At 62.4% G+C, this 26,172-nt stretch carries 20 protein-coding genes and 1 tRNA gene; 8 read left to right on the top strand and 13 right to left on the bottom strand.

The genetic code is table 11. From position 1 onward, the window contains the following. Nucleotides 1-408: 408 nt before the first annotated feature. A complete protein-coding gene (locus HJB84_RS14785; protein ID WP_207583816.1) occupies nt 409-672 on the top strand; it encodes a hypothetical protein in 264 nt (87 codons plus the stop codon). 132 nt (nt 673-804) lie between these two features. Here the strand turns inward: HJB84_RS14785 and rnr are convergent, their stop codons facing one another. The 6 genes from rnr to HJB84_RS14815 form a co-directional block, all read right to left on the bottom strand. Then, on the bottom strand, nt 805-3,177 hold the full coding sequence (gene rnr / locus HJB84_RS14790) for a ribonuclease R (protein ID WP_221116265.1): 2,373 nt from the start codon (nt 3,175-3,177) through the stop codon (nt 805-807). Nucleotide 3,178: 1 nt separating this feature from the next. Next, nucleotides 3,179-5,833 carry a type I DNA topoisomerase gene (gene topA, locus HJB84_RS14795; RefSeq protein ID WP_207583818.1) on the bottom strand — a complete coding sequence of 885 codons (2,655 nt, stop codon included), beginning with the start codon at nt 5,831-5,833 and terminating at the stop codon, nt 3,179-3,181. Between the two features lie 246 nt (nt 5,834-6,079). Beyond that, the gene (dprA, locus tag HJB84_RS14800) at nt 6,080-7,222 is read right to left on the bottom strand and encodes a DNA-processing protein DprA (protein WP_221116266.1); all 1,143 of its coding nucleotides are present in this window, start codon (nt 7,220-7,222) and stop codon (nt 6,080-6,082) included. Continuing rightward, nucleotides 7,222-7,842, bottom strand: a complete 621-nt coding sequence (gene plsY / locus HJB84_RS14805; protein ID WP_221116267.1) for a glycerol-3-phosphate 1-O-acyltransferase PlsY — start codon at nt 7,840-7,842, stop codon at nt 7,222-7,224. The genes dprA and plsY overlap by 1 nt, the downstream gene beginning before the upstream one ends. 62 nt (nt 7,843-7,904) lie before the next feature. Next, on the bottom strand, nt 7,905-9,194 hold the full coding sequence (locus HJB84_RS14810) for a dihydroorotase (protein ID WP_221116268.1): 1,290 nt from the start codon (nt 9,192-9,194) through the stop codon (nt 7,905-7,907). Continuing rightward, nucleotides 9,191-10,147, bottom strand: a complete 957-nt coding sequence (locus HJB84_RS14815) for an aspartate carbamoyltransferase catalytic subunit (protein ID WP_207583822.1) — start codon at nt 10,145-10,147, stop codon at nt 9,191-9,193. The genes HJB84_RS14810 and HJB84_RS14815 overlap by 4 nt, the downstream gene beginning before the upstream one ends. A 179-nt stretch (nt 10,148-10,326) precedes the next feature. On the opposite strand from HJB84_RS14815, the gene HJB84_RS14820 reads away from it, so the two are divergent. Continuing rightward, the gene (locus tag HJB84_RS14820) at nt 10,327-11,985 is read left to right on the top strand and encodes an acyl-CoA dehydrogenase family protein (protein ID WP_207583823.1); all 1,659 of its coding nucleotides are present in this window, start codon (nt 10,327-10,329) and stop codon (nt 11,983-11,985) included. Between the two features lie 443 nt (nt 11,986-12,428). On the opposite strand, the gene HJB84_RS34100 is transcribed toward HJB84_RS14820, so the two are convergent. Further along, nucleotides 12,429-12,518, bottom strand: coding sequence for a type II toxin-antitoxin system VapB family antitoxin (locus HJB84_RS34100; RefSeq protein ID WP_405049244.1), 90 nt, complete (start codon nt 12,516-12,518; stop codon nt 12,429-12,431). Between the two features lie 138 nt (nt 12,519-12,656). Beyond that, nucleotides 12,657-15,536, bottom strand: a complete 2,880-nt coding sequence (locus HJB84_RS14830; RefSeq protein ID WP_221116269.1) for a ribonuclease E/G — start codon at nt 15,534-15,536, stop codon at nt 12,657-12,659. A gap of 623 nt (nt 15,537-16,159) precedes the next feature. On the opposite strand from HJB84_RS14830, the gene HJB84_RS14835 reads away from it, so the two are divergent. From HJB84_RS14835 to prfB, 3 genes are all read left to right on the top strand, one after another. Next, nucleotides 16,160-17,446, top strand: a complete 1,287-nt coding sequence (locus HJB84_RS14835; RefSeq protein ID WP_221116270.1) for an N-acetylmuramoyl-L-alanine amidase — start codon at nt 16,160-16,162, stop codon at nt 17,444-17,446. 361 nt (nt 17,447-17,807) lie between these two features. Continuing rightward, a complete protein-coding gene (locus tag HJB84_RS14840) occupies nt 17,808-20,267 on the top strand; it encodes a penicillin-binding protein 1A (RefSeq protein ID WP_207583827.1) in 2,460 nt (819 codons plus the stop codon). A 100-nt stretch (nt 20,268-20,367) separates the two neighbouring features. Further along, nucleotides 20,368-21,499 (top strand): peptide chain release factor 2 gene (prfB, locus tag HJB84_RS14845; RefSeq protein WP_164009024.1). Its coding sequence is split into 2 segments (ribosomal slippage): nt 20,368-20,436 and nt 20,438-21,499, totalling 1,131 coding nucleotides; the frame shifts between segments, so codons are not numbered across the junction. Nucleotides 21,500-21,567: 68 nt separating this feature from the next. On the opposite strand, the gene HJB84_RS14850 is transcribed toward prfB, so the two are convergent. The 3 genes from HJB84_RS14850 to HJB84_RS14860 are packed head-to-tail and all read right to left on the bottom strand — an operon-like array spanning nt 21,568 to nt 23,909. Next, a complete protein-coding gene (locus HJB84_RS14850) occupies nt 21,568-22,587 on the bottom strand; it encodes a dienelactone hydrolase (protein WP_221116271.1) in 1,020 nt (339 codons plus the stop codon). A gap of 34 nt (nt 22,588-22,621) precedes the next feature. After that, nucleotides 22,622-23,131 (bottom strand): hypothetical protein, encoded by a 510-nt coding sequence (locus HJB84_RS14855; protein ID WP_207583830.1) that lies wholly within the window; start codon nt 23,129-23,131, stop codon nt 22,622-22,624. A gap of 4 nt (nt 23,132-23,135) precedes the next feature. Next, complete coding sequence (locus HJB84_RS14860; RefSeq protein WP_207583831.1) at nt 23,136-23,909, bottom strand: NAD kinase; 774 nt, start codon at nt 23,907-23,909, stop codon at nt 23,136-23,138. Between the two features lie 157 nt (nt 23,910-24,066). Here HJB84_RS14860 and HJB84_RS14865 point away from each other — a divergent pair. Together HJB84_RS14865 and HJB84_RS33585 are read left to right on the top strand one after the other, a co-directional pair. Continuing rightward, a tRNA-Thr gene (locus HJB84_RS14865) sits at nt 24,067-24,142 on the top strand. Between the two features lie 109 nt (nt 24,143-24,251). After that, complete coding sequence (locus HJB84_RS33585; RefSeq protein WP_246762755.1) at nt 24,252-24,677, top strand: hypothetical protein; 426 nt, start codon at nt 24,252-24,254, stop codon at nt 24,675-24,677. A 61-nt stretch (nt 24,678-24,738) separates the two neighbouring features. Here HJB84_RS33585 and HJB84_RS14875 read toward each other — a convergent pair whose 3' ends face one another. After that, nucleotides 24,739-24,876: a hypothetical protein gene (locus HJB84_RS14875; RefSeq protein WP_207583833.1), complete on the bottom strand. Its 138-nt coding sequence runs from the start codon at nt 24,874-24,876 to the stop codon at nt 24,739-24,741. A gap of 167 nt (nt 24,877-25,043) precedes the next feature. Continuing rightward, a complete protein-coding gene (locus tag HJB84_RS14880; RefSeq protein WP_207583834.1) occupies nt 25,044-25,202 on the bottom strand; it encodes a hypothetical protein in 159 nt (52 codons plus the stop codon). A gap of 206 nt (nt 25,203-25,408) precedes the next feature. Between HJB84_RS14880 and HJB84_RS14885 the strand changes: the two genes are divergently transcribed. Then, nucleotides 25,409-26,149, top strand: coding sequence for a hypothetical protein (locus tag HJB84_RS14885; protein ID WP_221116272.1), 741 nt, complete (start codon nt 25,409-25,411; stop codon nt 26,147-26,149). Nucleotides 26,150-26,172: the final 23 nt, after the last annotated feature.

Raw genomic sequence — 26,172 nt, forward strand, 5'->3', positions numbered from 1 at the left:
TCGACATACGAAAACAGCGACCCCGTCCGATCATCCCCGCCGCGCATCCAAATTCCCTCGAAATCACTTGCAAGATGGAATCATGTGTCCAGCCCAAAAGCCAGTGGGTTTTTCAGCAGCCTGCTAGTGGTCGTGGGTACTGAGAGCTGACGCGGCCGGTAGCGCGATCGCGGTCGCGGAATATTCGCACCCTAGCAGCACGGGCCAATCGATCATCCCCCAACTGCAACAGGTTTGGCGGATTTCAATCCTCCGATGTGATTCGGTCGATCGCATCCTTGCATGCAGCCTTGATCAGGAGGACAACCGCCTCTTGGGATCGTCCCACCCCCAGCATTCGAACTATTGCGAAGCTCGTAAAAGCAAAGATTAGATGCGACAGCATCGCGTTGGCTGATTGAAAACGCCTTGCCCTTTGTTATTCGCCCAACCAGCACTTCGATGGTTTGCCGCCGGCGCTCGTTTCGCTCGATCAATGCCTGCGCGAATTCGGCGTCGAGCACCATTGCATCATGCAACCGACCGACGGCCGTTCCAGAAATTGCAGAAGATTTCGATCAAATGATCGAGTCCCGCTTGGGCATTCGGCATCGCCATCGCCTGGGCGATCCGCGTAAGGCCACCCTGAAGCGCAATCTCATCGAAAACGGTTTCAAGCAGTCCTCGCCGTGATCCGAACTGATTGTAGACGGCTGACGGGGCTTCTGACCATTCCGCCCATGCTACTCCAACCTGAAGCCCGTGGTCGTCTCAACGGGGTATATGGGGATTCATGTTTCTCGGCGGATCTCTTGCGGAATGGTACTAATGCCGCCCGCGCGGCGGCCTCGTTCCGGGCTTCTTGCGGACCTGGCCCCTGTCGCGGCGGCCCGCTTTGTGGAAGGAGCGCACCGCCGTCGGCATTTCGCGCCCTTCGCTGACCATTTCGAAACGCAGCGCGCCGGCGAGCGGAATCGCTTCGGCAAGCTTCACCGTGACGCTGTCGCCAAGGCGATAGCCAAGCCCTGTCCCTTCACCGGAGAGCGCCTGATGCGCCTCATCATAGATGAAATAATCGGTTCCAAGCGTCGATATGGGGACGAAACCGTCGGCGCCATAGTCCGGCAGAACGACAAAAAGCCCCGATTTCGTCACACCCGAGACGCGGCCGGCAAACTCCTCGCCGACGCGGCCGCTGAGATGGTGGGCGATCAGCCGGTCGACCGTCTCACGCTCGGCCGCCATGGCGCGGCGCTCGAAGGTCGAGATTTCGGCGGCGATATCGTCGAGAGCCGCCTCTTCCTCGGGCGTGATGCCCCCTTCACCGAAGCCCAGCGAGCCGACGAGGGCGCGATGCACGATGAGATCGGCGTAACGGCGGATCGGTGAGGTGAAATGCGCGTATTTCATCAGGTTGAGGCCGAAGTGGCCGATATTCTCCGGGCCGTAGATCGCCTGGCTCTGCGAACGCAGCACCATCTCGCTGACCATGGTCTGGTGCGGCGTGCCGTCCGCTTTCGCCAGGATGCCGTTGAAGTTGTTGGCGCGCATGTTGCCGCCCTTGGCAAGCGGGATGCCGAGCGTCGCCAGGAACTCGCGCAGGATTTCCTGCTTGGCAAGCGTCGGGCCGTCATGGATGCGGTAGATCAGCGGCTGACGTGCCTTTTCCAGCGTCTCGGCGGCGCAGACGTTCGCCTGGATCATCATCTCTTCGATCAGCTTGTGCGCCTCAAGGCGCGGCGGCACGACGACCCGGTCGACGGTGCCGTCGGGCTTCAGCTGGATCTTGCGCTCCGGCATGTCGAGTTCCAGCGGCTGGCGCCGGTCGCGTCCGCGCTTCATAACCTCATAGGCGTGCCAGAGGGGCTTCAGGATCGGCTCGAGCATCGGTCCGGTCTGATCGTCCGGCTTGCCGTCGATCGCCGCCTGCGCCTGCTGGTAGGACAGCTTGGCCGCGCTCTTCATCATGATGCGATAGAAGGTGTGGCCGATCTTGCGGCCTTCTCCGGAAAAGCTCATGCGCACGGCAAGCGCCGGGCGGTCGACACCTTCCTTCAGCGAACACAGATCGTTGGAGATGCGCTCCGGCAGCATCGGCACCACCCGATCCGGGAAATAGACAGAGTTGCCGCGTTTCAGCGCCTCGCGGTCGAGCGCCGACTTGGAGCGGACATACCAGGAGACATCGGCAATCGCCACGGTGACGACGACGCCGCCGGGATTGTCGGGCGAGGGGTCGAGTTCGGCATAGACGGCGTCGTCATGGTCCTTGGCGTCGGCCGGGTCGATGGTGATCAGCGGCACGTCGCGCCAATCCTCGCGATGCGACATCGTGGCGGGTTTTGCTGCGTCCGCCTCGTCAACGACGGCTGGCGGGAACACATGCGGGATGCCATGCGCATGAATGGCGATCATCGAGATCGCCTTTTCCGAGCCGACGGAGCCGACGACGGAAAGCACCTTGGCGCGCGGCAGGCCGAGACGGCCGAGGCGGGCGATTTCGACTTCGACCAGGTCGCCGTCCGTGGCGCCGCCGGTGAAGTCTGGATCGATGACCATCTCCTCGCCACGCCGCTCGATCGGCAGCAGCCGGCCGCCGCCGCCAGGCGCCGTGCGGAAAACGCCCATCGAGGCGCCGCGGCGCTTGTCGATCACTTTGATGATCCGCGCCGTATAGGCCGGCCCGCCGCGATCGACGGCCGGGAAGATCTTCGCCAGGATGCGGTCGCCGAGACCGGCGACGGGCGCCTTGCCCTTGCCCTGGCGGCCAGCAGGCGATTGTTGGCGGATGGCGACGGCAGGTGCGACACCCTGGTCTTCCGGCCATTCCGCCGGCCGGCCGATCAGATCGCCATCCTTGTCGCGCGTGGTGATATCGAGGACAGTGACCGGCGGCAGCGCGCCGGGACGGATCAGCGACTTGCGGTTCTTCTGCAGCATGCCTTCCTGCTCAAGCTCCTGCAGAAGGTGCTTGAGCTCGACGCGGTTGTCGCCCTTCAGGCCGAAGGCCCTGGCGAGTTCCCGTTTGGAGGCCTTCTGCGGATGATCGGCGATGAAGCGCAGGATCACCTCGCGCGAGGGCAGCGCGCCGTGGACGATGTTCAGCGGCTCGACCGCGGAAGCATCCTTGCCGGCACGACCGATCTTGCCAGGGCGCGTTCCCGCAGGGTTCGTTCTGTCGCGCGGTATTCTGCTCACGTCAGCTCTTTTTCGATTTCGCGGGCGCCTTCGCCTTTGTTGTCTTCGGCTTGGCCGCCGTCTTGGTGGTCTTGGCTTCGGCGGCCGCCGCCTTCGGCTTGGCTTTCGCCTTGATGGTTTTGCCAGCAGGCGCCTTGCCGGCCTTCTCGGCGATCAGCACGAGCGCCTCCTCGACGGTGATCGCCTGCGGATCCTTGCCCTTCGGCAGGGTGGCATTGACCTTGCCCCAGTTGACGTAAGGGCCGTACTTGCCGTCGCGAACGGTGATCGCGCCGCCGTCGGGATGGTCGCCGAGTGTCTTCAACGCCGCCGGCGTACCGCGCGAACCCCGGCCTGGCGGCTGGTTCGCCTTTTCGGCAATGACAGTCACGGCGCGGTTGAGGCCGACTGAGAACACGTCCTCGATGGTTTCCAGGTTGGCATAGGAGCCGTCATGCAGCAGGAACGGCCCATAGCGGCCGATGCCCGACGAGATCATCTTGCCGGATTCCGGATGTTTGCCGATATCGCGCGGCAGCGAAATCAGAGCCATCGCCTTTTCATAGTCGATGTCTTCGGGCTTCCAACCCTTCGGCAGCGAAGCGCGCTTTGCTTCCTTGCCGTCGCCGCGCTGAATATAGGGGCCGAAGCGGCCGGAACGCAGCGTCAGCTCCTCGCCGGTCGTCGGATCGGTGCCGAGGTTCTTCGGCTCGTTCAATCCGGCACCATCCGCTTCCCCGCCGTTTTCAGAAGAGAGCTGGCGGGTGTAGTTGCATTCCGGATAGTTCGAGCAGCCGACGAAGGCGCCATATTTGCCGAGCTTCAGCGACAGGTTGCCGGTGCCGCAGACCTGACAGATCCTGGGATCGCTGCCGTCCTCCCTTTTCGGGAAGACCAGGGGTGCCAGCGACTCGTTCAGCGAATCCAGCACATTGGTGACGCGCAATTCCTTGGTGTCTTCGATCTGCGCGAAGAAATCCTTCCAGAAATCGCGCAGCACCTGCTTCCAGTTCAGCTCGCCGGCGGAAATCCGGTCGAGCTTTTCCTCGAGATCGGCGGTGAAGTCGTATTCGACATATTTGGTAAAGAAGCTTTCGAGGAAAGCCGTCACCAGCCGGCCCTTGGCCTGCGGGATCAGCTTGCGCTTGTCGATCGTCACATAGTCGCGATCGCGCAATGTCGCCAGCGTCGCCGCATAGGTGGACGGGCGGCCGATGCCGAGCTCTTCCATCTTCTTGATCAGCGAAGCTTCCGAGTAGCGCGGCGGCGGCTCGGTGAAATGCTGGGTCGAATTGATCTTCTGCTTGGCGAGCGTCTCGCGCGCATTGATCTCCGGCAGGCGGCCATCCTCATCGCCGTCGTCGCTCTGTTCGCCGTCTTCCTTCTGGTCGGTATAGGCGGCGATGAAACCATCGAAGCGGATGACCGAACCGACGGCGCGCAGGCCGGCCTTCTCGCCCTTGTTGTCGGCGGTGATTTCAGCCGTCGTGCGTTCGATCTCGGCCGAGGCCATCTGGCTGGCGATGCCGCGCTTCCAGATCAGGTCGTAGAGCCGGATCTGGTCGGCATCGAGGAATTGGCGCACGCGGTCGGGTGACCGGTAGAAATCGGTCGGACGGATCGCCTCATGCGCTTCCTGGGCGTTCTTGGCCTTGGTGGAATAGAAGCGCGGCTTCTCAGGCATGTAGCGCTCGCCGAACTGGTCGACGATGGCGCTGCGCGCCGCATCGATCGCTTCCGGTGCCATCTGCACGCCGTCGGTTCGCATATAGGTGATCAGACCGACCGTCTCGCCGCCGATATCGACGCCCTCATAAAGCTTCTGAGCGATCTGCATGGTGCGCGAGGCGGAGAAGCCGAGATTGGAGGAAGCGGCCTGCTGCAGCGTCGAGGTCGTAAACGGCGGTCCCGGGTTGCGCTTGACCGGCTTGGCCTCGACCGTGTCGACGACATAGCTCGCACCATCGAGCAACGCCTTCAGCCGGCCTGCATCCTCGCCGTTGCCGATCGCGCGCGGCTGCAGCCGTTTGCCGTTCGCCGAAACCAGCCTTGCCTCGAACTCGTCGCCGCGCGGTGTCTTCAGAAGCGCCGAGATGTTCCAGTATTCTTCCGAAATGAAGCGCTCGATCTCGGATTCGCGGTCGCAGACCAAGCGAAGTGACACAGACTGGACACGGCCGGCCGAACGTGCGCCGGGCAGCTTGCGCCACAGGACCGGCGAAAGATTGAAGCCGACGAGATAGTCGAGTGCGCGGCGCGCGAGATAGGCGTCGACCAGCGGCACGTCGATGTCGCGCGGATCGGCCATCGCGTCGAGCACCGCCTTCTTGGTGATGGCGTTGAAGACGACGCGCTTGACCGGCTTGCCGTTCAGCACGCGCTTCTTGTTCAGCATGTCGAGAACGTGCCAGGAAATCGCTTCGCCTTCGCGATCCGGGTCGGTCGCGAGAAAAAGGCCGTCGGAGGATTTCACCGCGTCGGCAATGTCCTTCATCCGCTTGGCCGAGGCGCTATCGACCTCCCAAAGCATTTCGAAATCCTGATCGGGGAGGACCGAGCCATCCTTGGCAGGCAGATCGCGCACATGGCCGAAGGAGGCGAGCACTTTGTATCCCGGACCCAGATACTTGTTGATCGTCTTGGCCTTGGCAGGCGATTCCACCACTACAACATTCATGATGATTCTCTAAAAAGGAAACGACGCCAGCATTTAAGCCAGCGCAACACACACCGCAACATGGATGCCCGGCCCTCCGACATGGACAGGGAAATCGCCGCGGTCAAGGGGTTTGGTACAATTTTACGTCTTGCGTCTGTTGCAGCCGAAAGAGGATCGTCGGAAAAATACACCTTGAGATAGGTTGCCGATCATTTTCGGCATGGTTCGCCATTCTCAGCGCCGCGCCGAGATATCGCGCGAAATTCAATCGGCAAGCGAGACGAGACCGCCCTGATGCCGATGCAGCCTGCTTGAGATGTCGAGCTCCAGAAGGATGAGATAGACCGCGGATGCTGACAGACCGGTATGGCGGATGACGTCGTCGATCTCGACCGGGGTTGGTCCGAGCGCATCGATGATGCGAGCCCGGTCTGAATCGCCGGGCGGCATCGTCATCGCCTTGCCGTCACGTGCCGGTTGCTCGGCCATCGATGACGGGAACAGCTCGAATTGCGTAAGCGGCGCCAAAGCCTCGACGACATCGGCAGGTGTGGTGACGATCGAAGCGCCGTCCTTCAGCAGGCCGTTGCTGCCGTGGCAGCGCGGATCGAGCGGTGAGCCGGGCACGGCAAACACCAGGCGGCCGAACTCGCCGGCAAGCCGTGCGGTGATCAGCGAGCCTGAGCGCGTTGCCGCTTCGACGACCACAAGGCCGAGCGCGATGCCGGCGATCAGCCGGTTTCGGCGCGGGAAATCGCGGGCGCGCGGTTCCCAGCCGAAGGGCATCTCGCTCACCGCCAGGCCGTTGCCACCGGTTATTTCCTCGAGCAGGCCGATATTCTCCGGTGGGTAAGGCTGATCGAGACCGCCGGCAAGCGCTGCGATCGTGCCCGTGTCGAGGCTTGCCCGATGCGCTGCCGTGTCGATGCCGCGGGCCAGGCCGGAGACCACGGTATAACCGGCCCGGCCGCAGTCGCGCGCCACCATCGCCGCGAATTTCGCGCCGGCGATCGAGGCGTTGCGCGAGCCGACAATGCCGACGGCCGGTCGTTTGGCGGCGGTAAGAGCGCCCTTGACGGCAAGCAGCGGTGGCGCGCCGTCGATCTGCTTCAGGGCCTGCGGATAGTCCGGCTCGCCGATGCCGACGAAGCGGGCGCCGAAACGGCGAGCCGCCTCCAGTTCCCGATGTGCCTCAGCCTCGCTGGCGATGCGGATTGCCCGCGTCGAGCCGCCGCGCGCCGAAAGCTCCGGCAGTGCTGCGAGCGCTGCCTCGGCCGATCCGAAATGATTGATCAGGTCGCGAAAGGTGGCCGGGCCGATATTGTCGGAACGGATGAGGCGCAGCCAGGCGATGCGTTGCCGTTCGCTCAGCGCGACGCCTTTTGATCCCGCGCCCGGCGCATCCATTATCCCTTTGCTCCGATCTTGCTTTCCGTGCCGTCCATCAGGCGGGAAATATTGGCCCTGTGCTTCCAGTAGGAGATCAGCGTCATGATCGCCATGACAGCAGCAACCTTTTCGTTACCCAGTATCCATAGCGCAACCGGAATGACAAGCATGGCAACCAGCGCCGATAGCGACGAGTAGCGGCTGGTGAAGGCGACCGCCAGCCAGACGGCGGCGAAGAGCACGACCATGATCGGCGCGACGCCGAGCAGGGTGCCGATATAGGTGGCAACACCCTTGCCGCCCTTGAAGCCGATCCAGACCGGGAAGAGATGGCCGATGAAGGCGAAAAAGCCGGCGATGATCGCCGCCTCCTCGCCGAGGAAATAACCGACAACCCAGGCCGCTGCCGCCGCCTTCAGCGCATCGAGCAGCAGTGTCGCAGCCGCGAGCTTGCGGTTTCCTGTTCTCAGCACGTTGGTCGCGCCGATATTGCCGGAGCCAATGCTGCGCACGTCGCCGAGGCCGGCGGCACGCGTGAGGATCAGGCCGAAGGGAATCGAGCCGAAGAGGTAGCCGATGATGGCGGCGGCAAGCGCGATCGGCAGCGTAATCTGCCATGACATGAGATTGGATAACATATGCCGCCTCAGCCCCTCCGTGGCCTATCCCCAGTATGCCGTTTCTTAAGTCCAGCCGGTTCTTAAAGTGCGTGGACAAGCTTTCCCGAGACATAAGTCGCGACGGCCCGCCCGCTGAAGCGCGCATCTTCGAACGGCGTATTCTTCGAGCGGGAGAGAAGCATGTCTTTGGCGACAAGCCAAGGCTCATCGAGATCGATCAGCGCGATATCGGCCGCAGCACCCGGTTTCAGCGTGCCGGCGGCGAGGCCGAAGATTTGTGCGGGGCGGGTGGACATGGCGTCGATCAGGCGCATCAGGCTCACCTGACCGCCATGGTGGAGCCTGAGAGCCGCCGCCAGCATGGTTTCAAGGCCGATCGCGCCGTCCGCCGCCTCGCCGAAGGGCAGGCGCTTCGTATCGACGTCCTGCGGGTCGTGCGAGGAGACGATGATGTCGATCGCGCCGTTCGCAAGCGCCTCGACCATGGCGACCCGGTCGTCTTCCGGGCGCAGCGGCGGATAGAGCTTGAAGAAGCTGCGGTATTCGCCGATGTCGTTTTCGTTGAGCGCCAGATTGTTGATCGATATGCCTGAGGTCACCTTGGCGCCGCGGCTGCGGGCGCGTTCGATAGCCTCGACCGAGGCCGGCACCGAGATCATCGCGGCGTGATAGTGGCCGCGCGTCAGTTCTGCGATCCTGAGATCGCGTTCGAGCGGGATCAGTTCGGCTTCCCTTGGAATGCCGGAGAGCCCGAGCCAGCTGGCGAAAAGCCCTTCATGCATGACGCCGTTCGCGCCGAGATATTTGTCGCGGGTTTCGCAGGAGATGACGGCGCCGAATTCACGCGCATAGGTCATGATCCGGCGCAGCACCTGCGTGTCGTGCACGCTCGAATGGGCATCGGTGAAGGCGACGGCGCCCGCCTGCATCAACAGGCCGATCTCCGTCATCTCCGCGCCGGCAAGGCCCTTGGTGATAGCGGCTGCCGGATAGACGTTGACGGCGGCGGTATCGCGGGCCGTCTTCTTGACGAATTCGACGAGCGCAATGTCGTCGATGACAGGATCGGTGTCCGGCATCATGATGATCGAGGTGACGCCGCCGGCTGCTGCCGCCCGACTTGCCGAGGCGATGGTCTCGCGATGTTCGCCGCCGGGTTCGCCGATATGGACGCGCGCATCGACGAGACCGGGGGCCGCGACAAGGCCGGCGCAGTCGCGGATGGTCGCACCTTCCGGCGCGCCCTGGTTCTGTGCCGCGGAACCGGCAGCAATGATCACACCGTTTTCGACGATGATCGTGCCAACGTCGTCAAGATTGCGCGACGGATCGATGATGCGGACGTTTTTGAGGACGATCGGGTTGCTCATGCCATCATTCCATCGCTTCGGGGACCCTGGTTCTGCGAGACGAGCAGCGTCTCCATCACCGCCATGCGCACCGCGACCCCCATTTCCACCTGTTCGGCGATCACGCTCTGCGGCCCGTCCGCCACCTCGGAGGCGATCTCGACGCCGCGGTTCATCGGACCGGGATGCATGACCAGCGCATCCTCCTTCGCCGACTTCAGCGTTTCGGCGTCGAGCCCGTAGAAATGATAGTATTCGCGCACCGAAGGCACAAAGGCGCCGGACATGCGTTCGCGCTGCAGCCGCAGCATCATCACCACGTCGGCGTCCTTCAGCCCTTCCTTCATCGAATGGAAGACCTCGACGCCCATCTCGGCGATGCCGGCGGGCAGCAGGGTCGCGGGCGCGACGACGCGCACGCGGGCGCCCATCGCATTGAGCAGCAGGATATTGGAGCGCGCCACCCGCGAATGCAGCACGTCGCCGCAGATCGCCACGATGATGCGCGAGAGCTTGCCCTTGGCGCGGCGGATCGTCAGCGCGTCGAGCAGCGCCTGGGTCGGATGTTCGTGCTGCCCGTCGCCGGCATTGACGACGGAGCAGGAGACCTTCTGGGCGAGAAGGGCGGCAGCACCGGCGCTCGAATGGCGGATAACAAGCACATCGGGGCGCATCGCATTCAGCGTCATCGCCGTGTCGATCAGCGTTTCGCCCTTCTTCACCGAGGAGTTGCCGACCGACATGTTCATGACGTCGGCGCCGAGCCGCTTGCCGGCCAGCTCGAAGGAGGCCTGCGTGCGGGTCGATGCCTCGAAGAACAGGTTGATCTGCGTCAGCCCGCGCAACGTCGACGTCTTCTTCTCTCGCTGGCGGCTGATCTTGACGGCCTCGTCGGCCTTGTCGAGCAGATAGGTGATATCCTGCTCAGTGAGGCCCTTGATGCCGATGAGGTGGCGGTGGGGAAAAAAGACCATGACCCTGCCTCTTGCTGTCTCTGGCGGGTCTATAAAGAGTGATGCCCGCCGGGGCAAGCATGCGCTGTGGGCAAAGGCTTATGTCCCCATGCATTTTCGCCAAAATTCCGATAGAGCAGAATGAACCGAATCATAACTTCCGGTTTCCCTTTGCCGGGCTCTTACACTAGAAGCGAATTATGACCTCCGCCAACCGGACTGAAGAAAAACTCGCAGAACTCAATCAGCCGAGCCTGTGGTCCGGCATCAACGCCTATCGATCCGATCCGCTGATCGTCGATCTGACGGCAGCCCTGCCGCGCGGCATCCGCGAAGACCTGGAAAACATGGGCCGCTACGTCACCTCGCCGGAGGCGCAGGAGCTGGCGCGCATGGCGAACCAGGGTCCGCCGCAGCTGCGTACCCACGGTCCGCGCGGCGAGCGCCTCGACGTCGTCGAGTTCCATCCTGCTTGGCACGCGTTGATGCGCCGCTCCATGTCGGTCGGCCTGCATTCCTCGGTCTGGGATCCGCAGGCCGATAGCGAAGCCAAGGATGAGGCCCACAAGGTTCGCGCCGCCCGCTTCTATCTGTCGTCGCAGCTGGAATCCGGCCATCTCTGCCCGCTGACGATGACCAGCGCCTCGGTCGCCGCGCTCTCGGCCTCGCCGGCAATACAGAAGGATTGGGCCCCCAAAATCCTCTCGCGCAAATATGATTCGTCGAACAAGCCCGCCATGCAGAAGTCTGCCGTGACCATCGGCATGGGCATGACGGAAAAGCAGGGCGGCACGGATGTGCGCGCCAACCGCAGCGCTGCCGAAAAGGTCAGCGAGGGCATCTACCGGCTGTCCGGCCATAAATGGTTCATGTCGGCTCCGATGAGCGATGCCTTCATCATGCTGGCGCAGACGAAGGAGGGCATGGGCTGCTTCCTCGTGCCGCGCCTGCTGGAGGACGGTTCCGCCAACGGCCTGCAGTTCCAGCGGCTGAAGGACAAGGTCGGCAACCGCTCAAACGCCTCTGCCGAAGTGGAGTTCACCGACACGTTCGGTTTCCTGCTCGGCGGCCCGGATGCCGGCATCCGCACCATTCTCGACATGGTGACACTGACGCGGCTCGACTGCGCGCTGGCCTCATCCGGCATGATGCGCGCCTCACTGGCCGAAGCCGTACACCACACCCGCGGCCGCAGCGTCTTCGGCAAGATGCTCGTCAACCAGCCGATCATGACGCGCGTACTGGCCGACATGGCGCTCGATGTCGCCGCCGCGACGGCACTGTCCTTCCGTCTTGCCGATGCCTTCGACAAGGCGCGCGGCAATGCCGAGCAAGCAGCCTATGCCCGCGTCATGACGCCGGTCGCCAAATACTGGTGCTGCAAGATCGCGCCGGCGCTGATCTACGAGGCGATGGAATGCATCGGTGGCAACGGCTATATCGAAGAACGCCCGATCGCCCGCCACTACCGCGAGGCTCCGGTCAACGCCATCTGGGAAGGCTCCGGCAACGTCATGGCGCTCGACGTGCTGCGCGTGCTCAACCGTGGCAAGGATCTGTTCGAAACGGTGTTCGCCGGCCTTGCCCGCGATCTCGGCCCGGCCGGCAAGAAGACGATCGACGTGCTACGCGCCGCTGTCGCGCTCTGTGAACAGGATGAGGGCGCCGCGCGCTTGCTCGTCGAGCAGCTGGCGCTCGCCGCCGGTGCCGCCGAACTCTATCGGCTCGGGGCAGGGCGCATTGCCGATGCCTTCATCGAGACGCGCCTTGCCGGCGGCTGGCGCTCCACCTACGGCATGCTCGATTCTCGCTTCGACGCCAGCTACATCGTCGATCTGCTCTATCCGCCGGCGGCCTGACCGTAGCGGACGATGATCGCTCTTCGCCGGCATCGAGCAGCGATATCGAAGCGATTCGCGCCGACGGCTGCCCCTCACCATAACCCTCTCCCCGTAAACGGGGCGAGGGCACGTGCCTTGCAAGAGCGAGGTGGGAACGGAGAGGGCGCGGCATGTCCCTTCGCCCCGTTTACGGGGGGCCGCAGGACGGGTCGAGACCCGTGGCTCGACCCCGGTCGGTGCCGGCAGGCGGATGAGGGGCCGGCATCGGCGATCTCCCGGACCGGGTTGGCCGCACTTATCCCGCGCAGACGCACGATCCAAGACCGAACTGTGGACGACAATCACCGTCTTCCGTTCGGCTGGTCGCAACGTATCTCTTCCATGTCGCCTTCCCAGCCTATCCCTGCGAGGTCTGTGTTCGCATTTTTCCGGCGGCGCCTCTCGATCAGGCTTCGTAAAGCCTATTCGACGGCGGCCTCTTTTGTCGCCAATCCCGTGACGATCATTGCTGCGTCGAGCAAGCCATCATCGATATCGATCGTCGTCCGCATGACCACCTCGAGTGTGCCAATGGGTGAAGGTACACGCCCAGCCCTCAGGGTTCGACTTGCTGAAGAAGCATCGCCACAAACAAAAATCCGGCCGCGTCGCCGCGGCCGGATTGATCATTTACGTCCGAAAATCAGCGTTCAAAAGAAGCCACGGCGCTGCCACCAGCCGGCCTTCTTCGGCTTGCCGTCGTCAGCTTCGCCATTCTCGACGCGGGTGGATTTCACAGTCGGTTCGGAGGAGGTGATATTGGATTCGCGGTTGGCGCGAACCGGCTTTGCCTCTTCCTTGACCTCTTCCTGAACGGGTGTTCCGAGATCGGCGGTGGCTTCAACCAACTCCGGTTCGGCCTCGGCCGCAGGTGCCGTCTCTGCCACCGGTTCCTCGACCGGCACTGCGGCCGGTTTGCGGCGGCCGCGGCTGCGGGCGGGCTTTACATCCTCGGCTATCACAGGTGCGCTTTCGACGGCTGCCATCGCGGCCTGGCCTTCGCCGGCATCGGCAACTGCTTCGATAGTTTCGGCGACGACTTCGCTCGGAGCGCTGTCGTTCGAAACGTCGTCGCCTTCGTCCTCGCCATTGTCCTCACCAGCTTCGCTGGCCGTCAGTTCGGAGCCATCCTCGGCCCGATTGCGGCGACCGCCACGCTTGCCGCGACGGCGCCGCTTGCGGCGCTGCGATTCCTCGCTTTCAGCCAGCGTCTCGGACGTGGATTCGGCGGTTTCAACGCCTTCACCGCCCTCGTCGTCACCGTCCTCATCTTCGTCGCCGGCTTCGCCAGCGGCAGACGTCGGATGCTCGGCATTGCCGTTGCGGCCACGCCGACGCCGGCGGCGCTTGCGCTTGCGATTGCCGTCAGCTTCGCCTTCCGAGCGTGCTGCGACGGGTCGCTCGGCAGCGGCCGGCTTTTCCTCGAGCTCTTCGTCTTCGTCCTCATCCACTTCGATGACGATGTCGTCGTCGTCATCTTCAGGAATGGCTGCGAAGTTGAAGAGCGTTTCGATTTTGACCGGGTTTTCCACCGGATCGCCGCGATCGATCGCGAAATGCTGGGCGCCGACCGAACCGTCCGCATCGATGACGATAGCGACGCCGAAACGGTTTTCGTAATCGATGATCGTCTGGCGCTTGTGGTTGAGCAGGTAGAGCGCAATGTCAGGCGTGGTGCGCACGCTGATATTGTGCGTGGTATTCTTCAGCAGATATTCCTCGATACCGCGCAGGACATGCAGGGCGACGGAGGACTGCGAACGCACATGGCCGCTGCCGCCGCAATGCGAGCAGACCTGCGTGGTCGATTCGAGAACCGACGCGCGGATGCGCTGGCGCGACATTTCGAGCAGGCCGAAATGCGAGATCCGTCCGACCTGAATGCGGGCGCGGTCGTTCTTCAGGCATTCCTTCAGCTTCTTCTCGACAGCGCGGTTGTTGCGCTTCTCTTCCATGTCGATGAAGTCGATGACGATCAGGCCGGCAAGGTCGCGCAGGCGAAGCTGGCGAGCGACTTCGTCGGCAGCCTCGAGGTTCGTCTGCAGCGCGGTATCTTCGATCGAGTGTTCGCGGGTCGAGCGGCCGGAGTTGACGTCGATCGAGACCAGCGCTTCGGTCTGGTTCATGATCAGGTAGCCGCCGGACTTCAGGGTCACCTGCGGCTGCAGCATGCGGTCGAGCTGCGCTTCGATACCGGAACGCGAGAAGATCGGATGGATGTCGCGGTAGGGCTGAACCACCTTGGCATGGCTCGGCATCAGCATCTTCATGAAGTCTTTCGCTTCACGATAGCCTTCTTCGCCGGAGACGATGACTTCACTGATATCCTTGTTGTAAAGGTCGCGGATCGAGCGCTTGATCAGCGAACCTTCCTCGTAGACGAGGCAGGGAGCCGTGGACGCCAGCGTCAGTGTGCGGACGTTCTCCCAGAGGCGCATCAGATATTCGAAGTCGCGCTTGACCTCGACCTTGGTGCGGTTGGCGCCGGCGGTGCGAAGGATGACGCCCATACCCTGCGGCACTTCGAGCATGCGCGCGATTTCCTTCAGGCGCTTGCGGTCGGCAGGGTTGGTGATCTTGCGGGAAATGCCGCCGCCGCGCGCCGTGTTCGGCATCAGCACGGAATAGCGGCCGGCGAGCGAGAGATAGGTAGTAAGGGCTGCACCCTTGTTGCCGCGCTCTTCCTTGGCGACCTGCACGAGCAGGATCTGGCGGCGCTTGATGACTTCCTGGATGCGGTACTGCTTGCGCGGCTTGCGCTGCACCCGTTCCGGCACTTCTTCCATCGCGTCTTCGGCGCCGACGGATTCGATGATTTCCTCTTCGCCATGATCGTCATCGTCGTCGTCATCATCGTGGCGACGCTTGCCGCTATCGACGTCCTCGGAGATCGAGTCGGTTTCCACCATGGCCGCCATCGCGCCGCCGGTCGAACCGTCATCCTCGTTATCGACGCTCGAAGCGCCTTCGGCTTCGACGTCCGTGGGAACGGCGTCCTCGGTGGCGGTTGTCTCAGCAGCCGGTTCGGTCACCTTCTTGCGGCTGCGGCGCGGCCTGGCCTTCTTGGCCGGAGCTTCCTCGGTGGCCTCGGGCGATGCCGCGGCCTCCACCGCTGCCGGCTCGTCGGTTACGGCAGCCGTTTCCGGCGCCTCCGGCACGATGCCGACATCCGGCTGGTCCTGGGTCGAAAGATCGACCATCGGCGCGGTTTCGACATGCTCGACATCTTCGTCGCGGCGATGCTCCTCGGCTTCGGCCCGAAGCAGCGCCTGACGGTCGGCGAGCGGTATCTGATAATAGTCGGGATGGATTTCGGCGAAGGCCAGGAAGCCGTGCCGGTTGCCGCCGTAATCGACGAAGGCTGCTTGCAGCGAGGGCTCGACCCTCGTTACCTTTGCAAGATAGATGTTGCCGCGGATCTGCTTCTTGTGCTGAGACTCGAAGTCAAATTCTTCTATGCGGTTCCCGCGAACGACAACGACGCGCGTCTCTTCCTCGTGAGACGCATCGATAAGCATTTTGTCTGCCATGTAAGCTGTGCTCCTCGGCGTGGCCGCGAGAGCGCATTCCCGACTGCTGTTGAAACAGAAAGAATGCGGTCCGCAGTGGCCGCGCCGGATAATGAAAGTCGCGCCTGATGCGAGGGGGAGGGCAGCAGCCAGACCGCAGCCGGAACCATTTCGGTCCGGGGCCTGTACACTTCAGATAAAACCTGCTGCGAAACCATCAACAACCAAGCGTGATCGACAAATACGAAGACCCATTCGGGTCCGATGAGTTTGCTCCCTGAGAGCGTGGTGGCTGATCCACCAATGAATTCCGACAATGAGCCGGAAAATCAGGATCCAGTTCTAAGGATGAAGCGCATGAGACGGCGGACGATGACCGGTGTGGCGCCAGGTCCTGATCTGGCTGGCAGCCTCTGCGGCGACTCTATCCCGTCAACACTTTACCCTAAAATTCGTTGTAGGTTTTCCGTGTCACAATAGCAAGGGAAAAGCCAAATGTGCCATAATATTGATGGATTTCGTAACGCATAGAAGTTGGGGATAAAGTGATCGCGATTCGGCGGGCCGCAACGGGTGTTTCGTCTAGCGACGTTCGACGCGGCCGCGTCGGCTCCATCGCAGTACAGATAGGGTGTGGCGGTTCATTGTTTAAGAGGGCTCGGATCGCGGCGAAATCCCCAGTGCGGCGATCGATATTCGCAAGGTTGGTTCTGACGGCGCTTCTGGCGGTTGGTTTCCTGCCGGCCGTTGTTAGTTCCGTCGAGGCCAGGGATCCGCTGCTTGCCTATGGCGCGCGTATCGTCGGCGACGACGCAAGAACCCGCATCGTCATCGATTTCGATCGCGAACCGCGCTTCTCCGTCCACTATATCGCCAATCCGGAGCGCATCATCATCGACCTGCCGGCGACCGCCTTCGGTTTTCCGGCCAAGGATCTCGCTGCCCGCGGCCTGTTCAAGGATATCCGTTACGGCAAGATGGACGAGGAGAGCGCCCGCATCGTTCTGACGACGGCAGGGCCGGTGAAGCTGGCGCTCGCCAAGGTGCAGGCCGACGAGGCTGGCAAGGGTCATCGTCTCGTGCTCGATGCCGAGATGATCGATAAGCAGGCCTTCGCCGAACTGGTGAAGACGCAATCGTGGAGCGATCGGGCCTGGAGCGATCGGGCCTCGAACGATGGGAGCGAAGCGGCGCAGACGACCAGCGCCATTCCGGCGCCTGAGAAAGCCGCGCCCGGCGATTTCGTCATCGCCGTCGACGCCGGCCATGGCGGCATCGACACCGGCGCGATCGGCGTCGACACCAAGACCGAGGAAAAGCAGGTGACGCTTGCCTTCGCCAAGGCCTTGACCGACCTCCTGAACAAGGAGCCGGGCATCAAGGCTTTCCTGACGCGCGAGGACGACGAGTTCCTGTCGCTGTCGCAGCGTGTACTGATCGCCCGCCAGAACCATGCCGGGCTGTTCATTTCGCTGCATGCCGACACGCTGAAGCAGAAGGATATCCGTGGCGCCACCGTCTACACGATCTCCGACAAGGCATCCGACAAACTCGCCGCCGACCTTGCCGAACGTGAAAACCTCTCCGACCAGATCGCCGGCAAGGAAACGGTCGCCGAGCCGCCCGAGGTCGCCGATATCCTGCTCGATCTGACACGGCGCGAAACCCAGGCCTTCTCGATCTCGCTGGCCGAAAGCGTGCTGAATTCTTTCAAGGATCAGGTCGGCACCATCAACAATCCCCACCGTCATGCCGGTTTCCGCGTGCTGCAGGCCCCTGACGTGCCGTCGATCCTTCTCGAACTCGGCTTTCTCTCGAATGCCGAGGACGAGAAACTGCTGCTCGACGACACCTGGCGCGGCAAGATCGTCGGGCTTTTGACCGAGGCGGTGAAGCGATACCGCGCCGGCGTGATGGCGAATGGCGGCTAACGCTTTTTGCCCGAAATTCAGTTGCGGTTGCGGGACGGCCGTATCCATGAAAACAAAGACTTAAACTGCGTTGCATGAATCGAATTCTGAGCAGGATGGCTCAGCTTGGCGGCGGGAACGGGCGTTGCTTGGATGTGACAGTCCTAGTGAAACGCGCCCGCAGCGGTGAATGCGGCGGCGGGAGCCCTATTTTCCTCACAATCGCGCCGTTACTCCGGCTTATGTTTCGCAGCCTGAGGCGCGGAATCGGCTTGTGGCGGTAGCGCTCATGGAGTAAGCCGCGCAACGTGCAAATTGCCTTGATCCATACAATCGTTGCGTCTGCGCCGATTGACGATCGAAGAGACCGGTAGCTGAAAATATGGTTAGACTTTTTGGATATTTCTTCGGAATGGCCTGCGTCCTGTTTCTGGTCGCGGCGGCGGGTGTTGCCATCTATCTCGCCAACGTCGCGAAGGATCTCCCGGACTATGCCGTTCTGAACAGCTATGCGCCGCCGGTGACTACCCGCGTCCACGCCGGCAACGGCGCTCTGATGGCTGAATACGCCAAGGAAAAGCGTCTCTTCCTGCCGATCCAGGCCGTCCCCGACCGCGTGAAGGCCGCTTTCCTGTCGGCCGAAGACAAGAATTTCTACAATCATCCGGGCGTCGATCTCACCGGTCTCGGCCGCGCAATCCTCGTCAACCTGCAGAATTTCGGTTCCGGCCGCCGGCCGGTCGGTGCTTCCACAATCACCCAGCAGGTGGCCAAGAACTTTCTTTTGAGCTCTGACCAGACGATCGACCGCAAGATCAAGGAAGCAATCCTGTCCTTCCGTATCGAGCAGGCCTACAGCAAGGACAAGATCCTCGAGCTCTACCTGAACGAGATCTTCTTCGGTCTGAATTCCTACGGCATCGCCGGCGCCGCGCTCACCTATTTCAACAAATCCGTCACTGAACTGACCGTCGCCGAAGCCGCCTATCTGGCATCGTTGCCGAAGGGTCCGGCCAATTATCATCCTTTCCGCCATCCCGAGGCAGCGCTCGAACGCCGCAACTGGGTGATCGACCGCATGGTCGAGAACGGCTATGTCAGCCAGAGCGATGGCGAGGAAGCCAAGAAGCAGCCGCTCGGCGTCACCGCCCGCACGACCGGCCCTTCGCTCTTTGCTTCGGACTATTTCGCCGAAGCCGTGCGCCGCCAGCTGATCGACCAATATGGCGAGAAGGTTCTCTATGAGGGCGGCCTTTCGGTGCGCACGTCGCTCGATCCGCAGCTGCAGCTTGCGGCCCGCAAGGCGCTGCAGGACGGTCTGGTGACCTATGACGAGCGCCGCGGTTTCCACGGCCCGATCAAGCAGATCGATGCAAGCGGTGATTGGGGCAAGGCGCTTGCCGATATTCCTTCCCTCTCCGACGTGCCGGAATGGCGGCTTGCCGTCGTGCTTGCCGTCTCGGACAGCAACGTCGATATCGGCCTGCAGCCGGCCAAGGATGGAAGCGGCAAGGTTTCAGCCGACCGTCAACGCGGCACCATTGAAGCCAAGAACATGCAGTGGGCCTTCCGTTCGGCCGACGGCGCCCGCAAGACCGCGAAATCGCCGGTCGGCGCCGTAGCCCCCGGTGACGTCGTCTATGTTGCAAAACTCGGCGACGACGCGTCGAGCTCCTATCGCCTGCAACAGCCGCCGAAGGTGCAGGGTGGCCTGGTCGCCATGGATCCGAAGACCGGCCGCGTGCTCGCCATGGTCGGCGGCTTCTCCTACGGCCAGTCCGAATTCAACCGCGCCACTCAGGCGATGCGCCAGCCGGGTTCCTCGTTCAAGCCCTTCGTCTACGCGGCGGCGATGGACAACGGCTATACGCCGGCTTCCGTCATCATGGATGCGCCGATCGAAATCGTCTCCGGCGGCCAGGTCTGGAAGCCGGAAAACTACGGCGGCGAAGTCAGTGGCCCGTCGACGCTGCGCTCGGGCATCGAGCATTCGCGCAACCTGATGACGGTGCGCCTCGCCAACGATCTCGGCATGAACATCGTCGCCGAATATGCCGAGCGCTTCGGCATCTACGATCACATGCTGCCGGTTCTCTCCATGTCGCTCGGCGCCGGCGACACGACGGTGCTACGCATGGTCTCTGCCTATTCGGTCATCGCCAATGGTGGCAAGCAGATCAAGCCGACCTTGATCGACCGCATCCAGGACCGCTACGGCAAGACGATCTTCAAGCATGAGGAGCGTTTGTGCGAGGGCTGCAATGCCGGCGACTGGCAGAACCAGGAAGAGCCGAATGTCGTCGACAATCGCGAAACAGTTCTCGACCCGATGACCGCCTACCAGATCACCTCGATGATGCAGGGCGTCATCCAGCGCGGCACGGCCGCCGGCAAGGTCGATCTCGGCGGTCGCGACGTCGCAGGCAAGACCGGCACCACCAATGACGAGAAGGATGCCTGGTTCGTTGGCTTCACGCCGGATCTGGTCGCCGGTCTCTATATGGGCTTCGATACACCGGCCCCGCTCGGCCGCGGCGGCACCGGCGGCGTTCTCTCCGCCCCGATCTTCAACGAATTCATGCAGGCTGCCGTCAAGGATGCGCCGGAATCGAAATTCGTCATCCCGCCGGGCATGAATCTGATTTCGATCGACCGCAAGACCGGCATGGCCGCCGTCGACGGCGATCCGAACACCATCATCGAGGCCTTCAAGCCCGGCACCGGCCCGGCCGACAGCTTCTCCGTCATCGGCATGGACAGCACCATGGCGCCGGAAGAGATCCTGAAGACCTCGCCGCAGGCAAACCAGGCCGTCCAGACCGGCACGCCCGGCCTGTTCTGACCTCCGTCCCGATTTTTGAACGCCCGCGCGGCCTTTACATCCGCTGCGGGCGTCTCTATGTCCACCAGCACCGGAAGAACCCAGACAGAGAAGCAGGAAAATGCGAGCCGAAATCGAAAACGTGGTCGATGAAACCAAGCAGGCTATCACCCTGCTGAGGAGGCATCTTTGACTGGGACCAGGCGATAAGACGGCTGGACTGGTTGAACAACAAGGCAGAGGATCCCAACCTCTGGAACGACGCTTCCGAAGCGCAGAAGCTGATGCGCGAGCGCCAGCAGCTGGATGACGGCATCAATGGCGTCAAGCAGCTGGAACAACAGCTGAACGACAATATCGAGCTGATCGAGCTTGGCGAGGAGGAGGGCGATCAGAGTGTCGTCAAGGAAGCCGAAGACACGCTGAAAGCCCTGAAGGCCGAGGCTGCCCGCCGCCAGGTGGAGGCCATGCTCTCCGGCGAAGCCGATAGCAACGACACCTATCTCGAAGTCCATTCCGGCGCCGGCGGCACCGAAAGCCAGGACTGGGCGAACATGCTGCTGCGCATGTACACCCGTTGGGCCGAACGCCAGCGTTTCAAGGTCGAGCTTCTCGAAGTCCACGACGGCGAAGAGGCGGGCATCAAATCCGCGACCCTGCTGGTCAAGGGACACAATGCCTATGGCTGGCTGAAGACGGAATCGGGCGTGCACCGGCTGGTGCGCATCTCGCCCTACGACAGCAATGCGCGTCGCCACACTTCCTTTTCGTCGATCTGGGTCTATCCGGTTGTCGACGACTCGATCCAGATCGAGATCAACGAAGGCGACTGCCGCATCGATACCTATCGTTCGTCGGGCGCCGGCGGCCAGCACGTCAACACCACCGACTCGGCCGTGCGCATCACGCATATCCCGACCGGCATCGTCGTGCAGTGCCAGCAGGAGCGTTCGCAGCACAAGAACCGCGCCAAGGCCTGGGACATGCTGCGCGCCCGCATGTACGAAGCGGAACTGAAGAAGCGCGAGGACGCCGCCAGCGCCGAAGCCGCCTCCAAGACGGATATCGGCTGGGGCCACCAGATCCGCTCCTACGTGCTGCAGCCTTACCAGCTGGTCAAGGATATGCGCACCGGCGTTGCCAGCAGCGCGCCGGACGACGTGCTCGACGGCGATCTGAACGAGTTCATGGAAGCGGCCCTTGCCCACCGCATCAGCGGCGCCGCCGACGCGGTCGTCGACGATGTGGATTGATAGAGCCGCGCTCCGCTTTGAGCCGGCATATGCACGTGGAAAGCCCCGCTCCGGGGCTTTTTTCGTACTCAGCCCCTGGCGTCGATGGCGGTATCTCGAAACAGTGCTGCCGATAGATCGGCAATCTCGTCATGAATGGCCGCGCGCTCGATGCCCGGCGGATCGGTAAAGAGCTCTGCCGCAAAGGCAAGGCCGAGTGCGGTGCCCTCCGGCACGAAGACGTAATGCCCAAGGCCGCCAACGAAGATCTTAAGAGCGCTGCGTGAGAGCCGCGCATGCAGCCATGCCGAACATTCCTCGGCCGGCGCAGCCCTGTCGGCGTCGCCGACCAGGATAAGGGCGGGCGCATCGACAGCTTTCAGGGTTTCCGCGCTGAAACCGAGAACGGACCGGCCCGGCGCGCACAGCAGTGCGGCCTTGATTCTCTCATCCCGGTAGGACTTTGTCATGCGGGACCAGGATTGGCGAAACACCTCGCTGGTGGAAAGCAATGTCGGGATATGATCGGCAAGGTCGGGAAATTCCCTCGGTCCGCGCGCGCCACCCGGCTTCATCCTGGACGGTTCGAACTGCGAGAACTGGGTGACGGCGCCAAGAAGCAGCATCACGCTATATGCTCCGGCCGAAAATCCGGCCGCGAAGACGTGGGTCGTATCGATATGACCGGAGAGATCGCTGAGCCAGTCATCGCGGTGATCGAGCATGTAGCTGAGATCCGGCGCCCGCTCCCAAAGACAGGCAAAGCCTTCAGTGCGATAGGGCTCGTTGCCGGTATTGCCGTGATGGTTGACGCCAAGCGCTGCAAATCCGCGATCGACCAGCCGTCGCGCCAGCCATTCCAGTCCGGCCGCGGATCCGCCGGTGCCATGCGACAACAGGACGAGGGGATAAGGTTGGGCACCCGGCCGGACGGGTGCGTCGCGGGCGACTTTCGCCTTTTGGAACCAGCCTCTTTCCGTTGTGTCGCTTTCCCGCGTTTCATCGGCAGCGGGATACCACAGCGACCAGCTGATGGGTCTGGGGCCGTCTGCGTCCCAGTTCGACCTGTTCTCGTCGTAAAGGACGCCGTCGCGGAAGCCCAATTTCATCTCTCGGATGCCCCTCTGAACAGTTCCCGGCTGTTCAATTCGTCGCCTTCTCCACGGTGATGTCGCCGAATTCATCGATCAGTACGGTCCAGCCATCCGGCTCCGCAGAGGGATCGGTCTTCAGATAGATCGTGGCGAACAGCCCCGGCTCCTTGATGATGCCGTTTGAATTCTCGGGGCGTATATCGGTAATATAAGGCTTCAGGTCGCTGATCTCCTGCAACTCGACGGTAGAAGTGATCGCCGGGCCGGTCTCGGTCTGGGCAATCTGCTGCAGATAGACCTTCGAGGTCCTGTCTGCCTGGCGAACGGCAAATAGCTTGTAGTAGCCGTGGCGCTGCGTGGTCTTTCCCTCGGGGTTGGCAACGCGCTCGGCGCCTGTCGGCGCCCGCTCGACATCCGGTGCGTTGCCGTCATCCTGCCAGTAGCCGGTGCTGGTCGCGAAAATCACCGATGCCGGCAGGATGGCATCCTGCCCCGGCAAGGCTGCGGCCGACCACCCGATGAGGAACACGGTGGTCATCAATAGGCGTCGCATTGCCATCGTCTCAATCCTTGAACTGCTCGGCGAGAATACGGTCGGACCAGGAGCGGTCGGGATCGGAAAGGATGCGTGCCGTCATATGTTCCGACTGGGCGATGCGGACATGCAGCACCGATTTGACCTCGGTATTGTCGGCCACGGCGTTCACCGGCCGCTTGACCGGCTCGAGGACGTCGATATCGACGGTCACCCTGTTGGGAAGCAGTGCGCCCCTCCAACGCCGTGGCCTGAAAGCGCTGACCGGCGTCATGGCGAGCAGTGGGGCCTCGAGCGGCAGGATCGGGCCATGGGCGGAAAGATTATAGGCTGTCGACCCGGCGGGGGTCGCCACCATCAGCCCGTCGCAGATCAGCTCCTCCAGGCGGACGCGCCCATCCACCGCGACCCGTAGATTGGCGGCCTGATAGGACTGGCGGAATAGATAGACCTCGTTGATGGCGAGTGCCGTCGAATTGGTGCCGTCGGCGTTGGCCGTCGTCATCTGCAATGGCCGGAAGACGTTTTCGACGGCGACGCAGATGCGCTCCTGAAGTTGTTCGCTGCGATAGTCGTTCATCAGGAAGCCGACCGAGCCGCGATTCATGCCGTAGACCAGCTTGCCGGAGTTCATCGTGCTGTGCAGCGTCTGCAGCATGAAACCGTCGCCGCCGAGCGCGACGATAACGTCGGCATCGTCGGCCGGCACGTCACCATAAATGCGAATCAACTCCTCGCGCGCTTCAAGCGCCTCTGTCGTCGGTGAGGCGAGAAAGGAAAGAGTCTGAAATGAACGGCCCATGCAATGCCCTTTATGATGCTGTCCTAGCTAAAGGATAAAGGGCTGGCGCGACAAGGACGTTTTCTATCGCGAAGCGTTTTGAGCGGCAGTCGAGCTGTCCGCACTGACACGATTTTTCCTTTACAGAATCATAGAATCTGCTAGTTGGGCACCTATTGCCCTTGTAGCTCAGTTGGTAGAGCACCTGATTTGTAATCAGGGGGTCCCGGGTTCGAACCCTGGTGGGGGCACCATTTTTCCACGCGATACCGCCCGTCCAGACCATAGTCTCGGTTCGACGTTGCTTCGCTCGATCGCGCCGGCGGATTTGCCAGGTATCACGTACTCCTTGATGAACCTTGCCTGAAGGGCTGCTTCAGCGCCAATTCAGCCGCGCCAGCTTATCTTCGCCTCATCATCAATGAGGAAGAAGCAGCCATGAAGCTCGCACATCTCTTTTTCGCCGCAACCATGTCCGTTGGTGCGGCTTTGGCGTCCGTCGCCCCGGCCGCCGCCATGCCCGTCGATCGGCCGGCCGTGTCGGTCCAGGGCGATATCGTTCAAATTCGTGATGGCTGGCGACATGATCGCAACCGTGACGAAAGTGACGACCGCGGTTGGCGCGATGAGCGTGACGACCGTGGCTGGCGCGATCAGCGTGATTGGCGTCGGTCCGACTGGCGCGATGATGACTGGCGCTGGCGCCGGTGGCGTGCCGAGCGTTGGCAGGAACGCCGCGAGTGGCGCCATCGCGATCGTGATATGCCTCTCTGGCTCTACCGCGGCTGACGCGTCCGTTGCGCGCCTGAGACGCGCGGTTACAGAACGGCCCGGATCATCCGGGCCGTTTTCAATGCGTGGCGGGTTCGTTGACGCTTGCCTCAATCCTGTTGCCGTTGCCGGTCTGGCCGGCGCCGGAAGGTGACAGCATCGCGATGCTGAGCACTGAGACGATCATGAAGGCGACGACGGCGATCATTATGCGCATGAGCGTTCAATCCTCGTTCAATTACGGGATTAACGCCTGATCGCCGTCCGCGTTCCTGCTGGGCTAAAGCGCGCCGCATCGAATTTGATTCATGCGACGCGCTTTAGCCTTTTGTTTTTATGCATGTCGTTACCCCGGAACCGCTGCACACTTCCGGGCGATATGCATTATTGCACCTGTCCGGGCGTCGCGGGGCCGGGCGCCGTTGGCGACAACGGATCGGGCTGGTGGATCGGGTGCGACGTGTCCACCCACATGATGCTGAGGATAATCACGACGAAGACCGCGATGAAGAGGATACCGAAAATCAGCGGTCGAATGGCCATGATGGGGATCGTTCCTTCTTGCTTCTGACCGGTCGTTACGATCGGTCATCGGCCGATCATAGTGCCCCAGGAGGTCTTTCCAAGGCAAAATTGAATTTCTCCGGCTTCGGTCGAGCCTTGCGCGGTATCGCCGGCATCGGTTTTTCCAGCTGTCGCACCGGGTTAAACTGTGCCACGGATGCCTGAAACAGTTGGGGACGGGCATCATGAAGCGGATGGTTACAGCATCGGTCATTGTCGCGGCATTCGTCTCATGGGCCGGAGCGTCCGAAAATGCGGGCCTTTTCGACAAGCCGATAAAGCTGGATGTTGTCGTGTTGCCGAAGGATGAGCTCAATCCTGATGCGAAACCGAAGATCACCTGCAGCCGCTATCCCGCATTCATGGTCAAGGAGGTCGATCTCGGTGAGGTCGGAGCCGAAAAGCTGGCGCTGCTTGCCTCCGATGCCCCCTGTGAACGCATCGGCGAGCGCGAGCGGGTGATCGAGGATGATACCGCCGGCTATCTCATCGGCGTCAGCGGCGGTTTCGTGTTTTTCCGTGCGGCGGACGGATGGAACGGCGGGTTGCCCTTTGTCGTCTACGATGCGGCGGCGGGCGAGCGGCTGCTCGACGATTCCCTCGAGGGCGACGATTTTTCTGCGATAAGGAGCGGGAAGGGGGAGCTGGCCCTCGATTTCCGTCGCGTCTACATGGCCTCCTGTTCGCTCTATCTGGAGGGCACTGCCTGCGCCAAGACGATCGCCGCCGACACGGGTCTGTCGCCGCAGCAACTGCCGGATTGCACAGCTGCCTACAAGGCGGAAATCAAACGCACCCCCGAGCATGCGAGGGAAATCGAGAAACTGCCGAGCGTGATCGTCTATCCCGTGGAACTGACTTACGCGGCGGGCGAAGCGGTCCGCAGCCCTATGGACGGACCGACTGCCTGCCGGATACCGAGCTGACCCAGGCGAGTGGGTTGACGGGA

It is taken from the genome of Rhizobium sp. NZLR1b, assembly GCF_019685155.1.
Classification (GTDB): Bacteria; Pseudomonadota; Alphaproteobacteria; order Rhizobiales; family Rhizobiaceae; genus Rhizobium.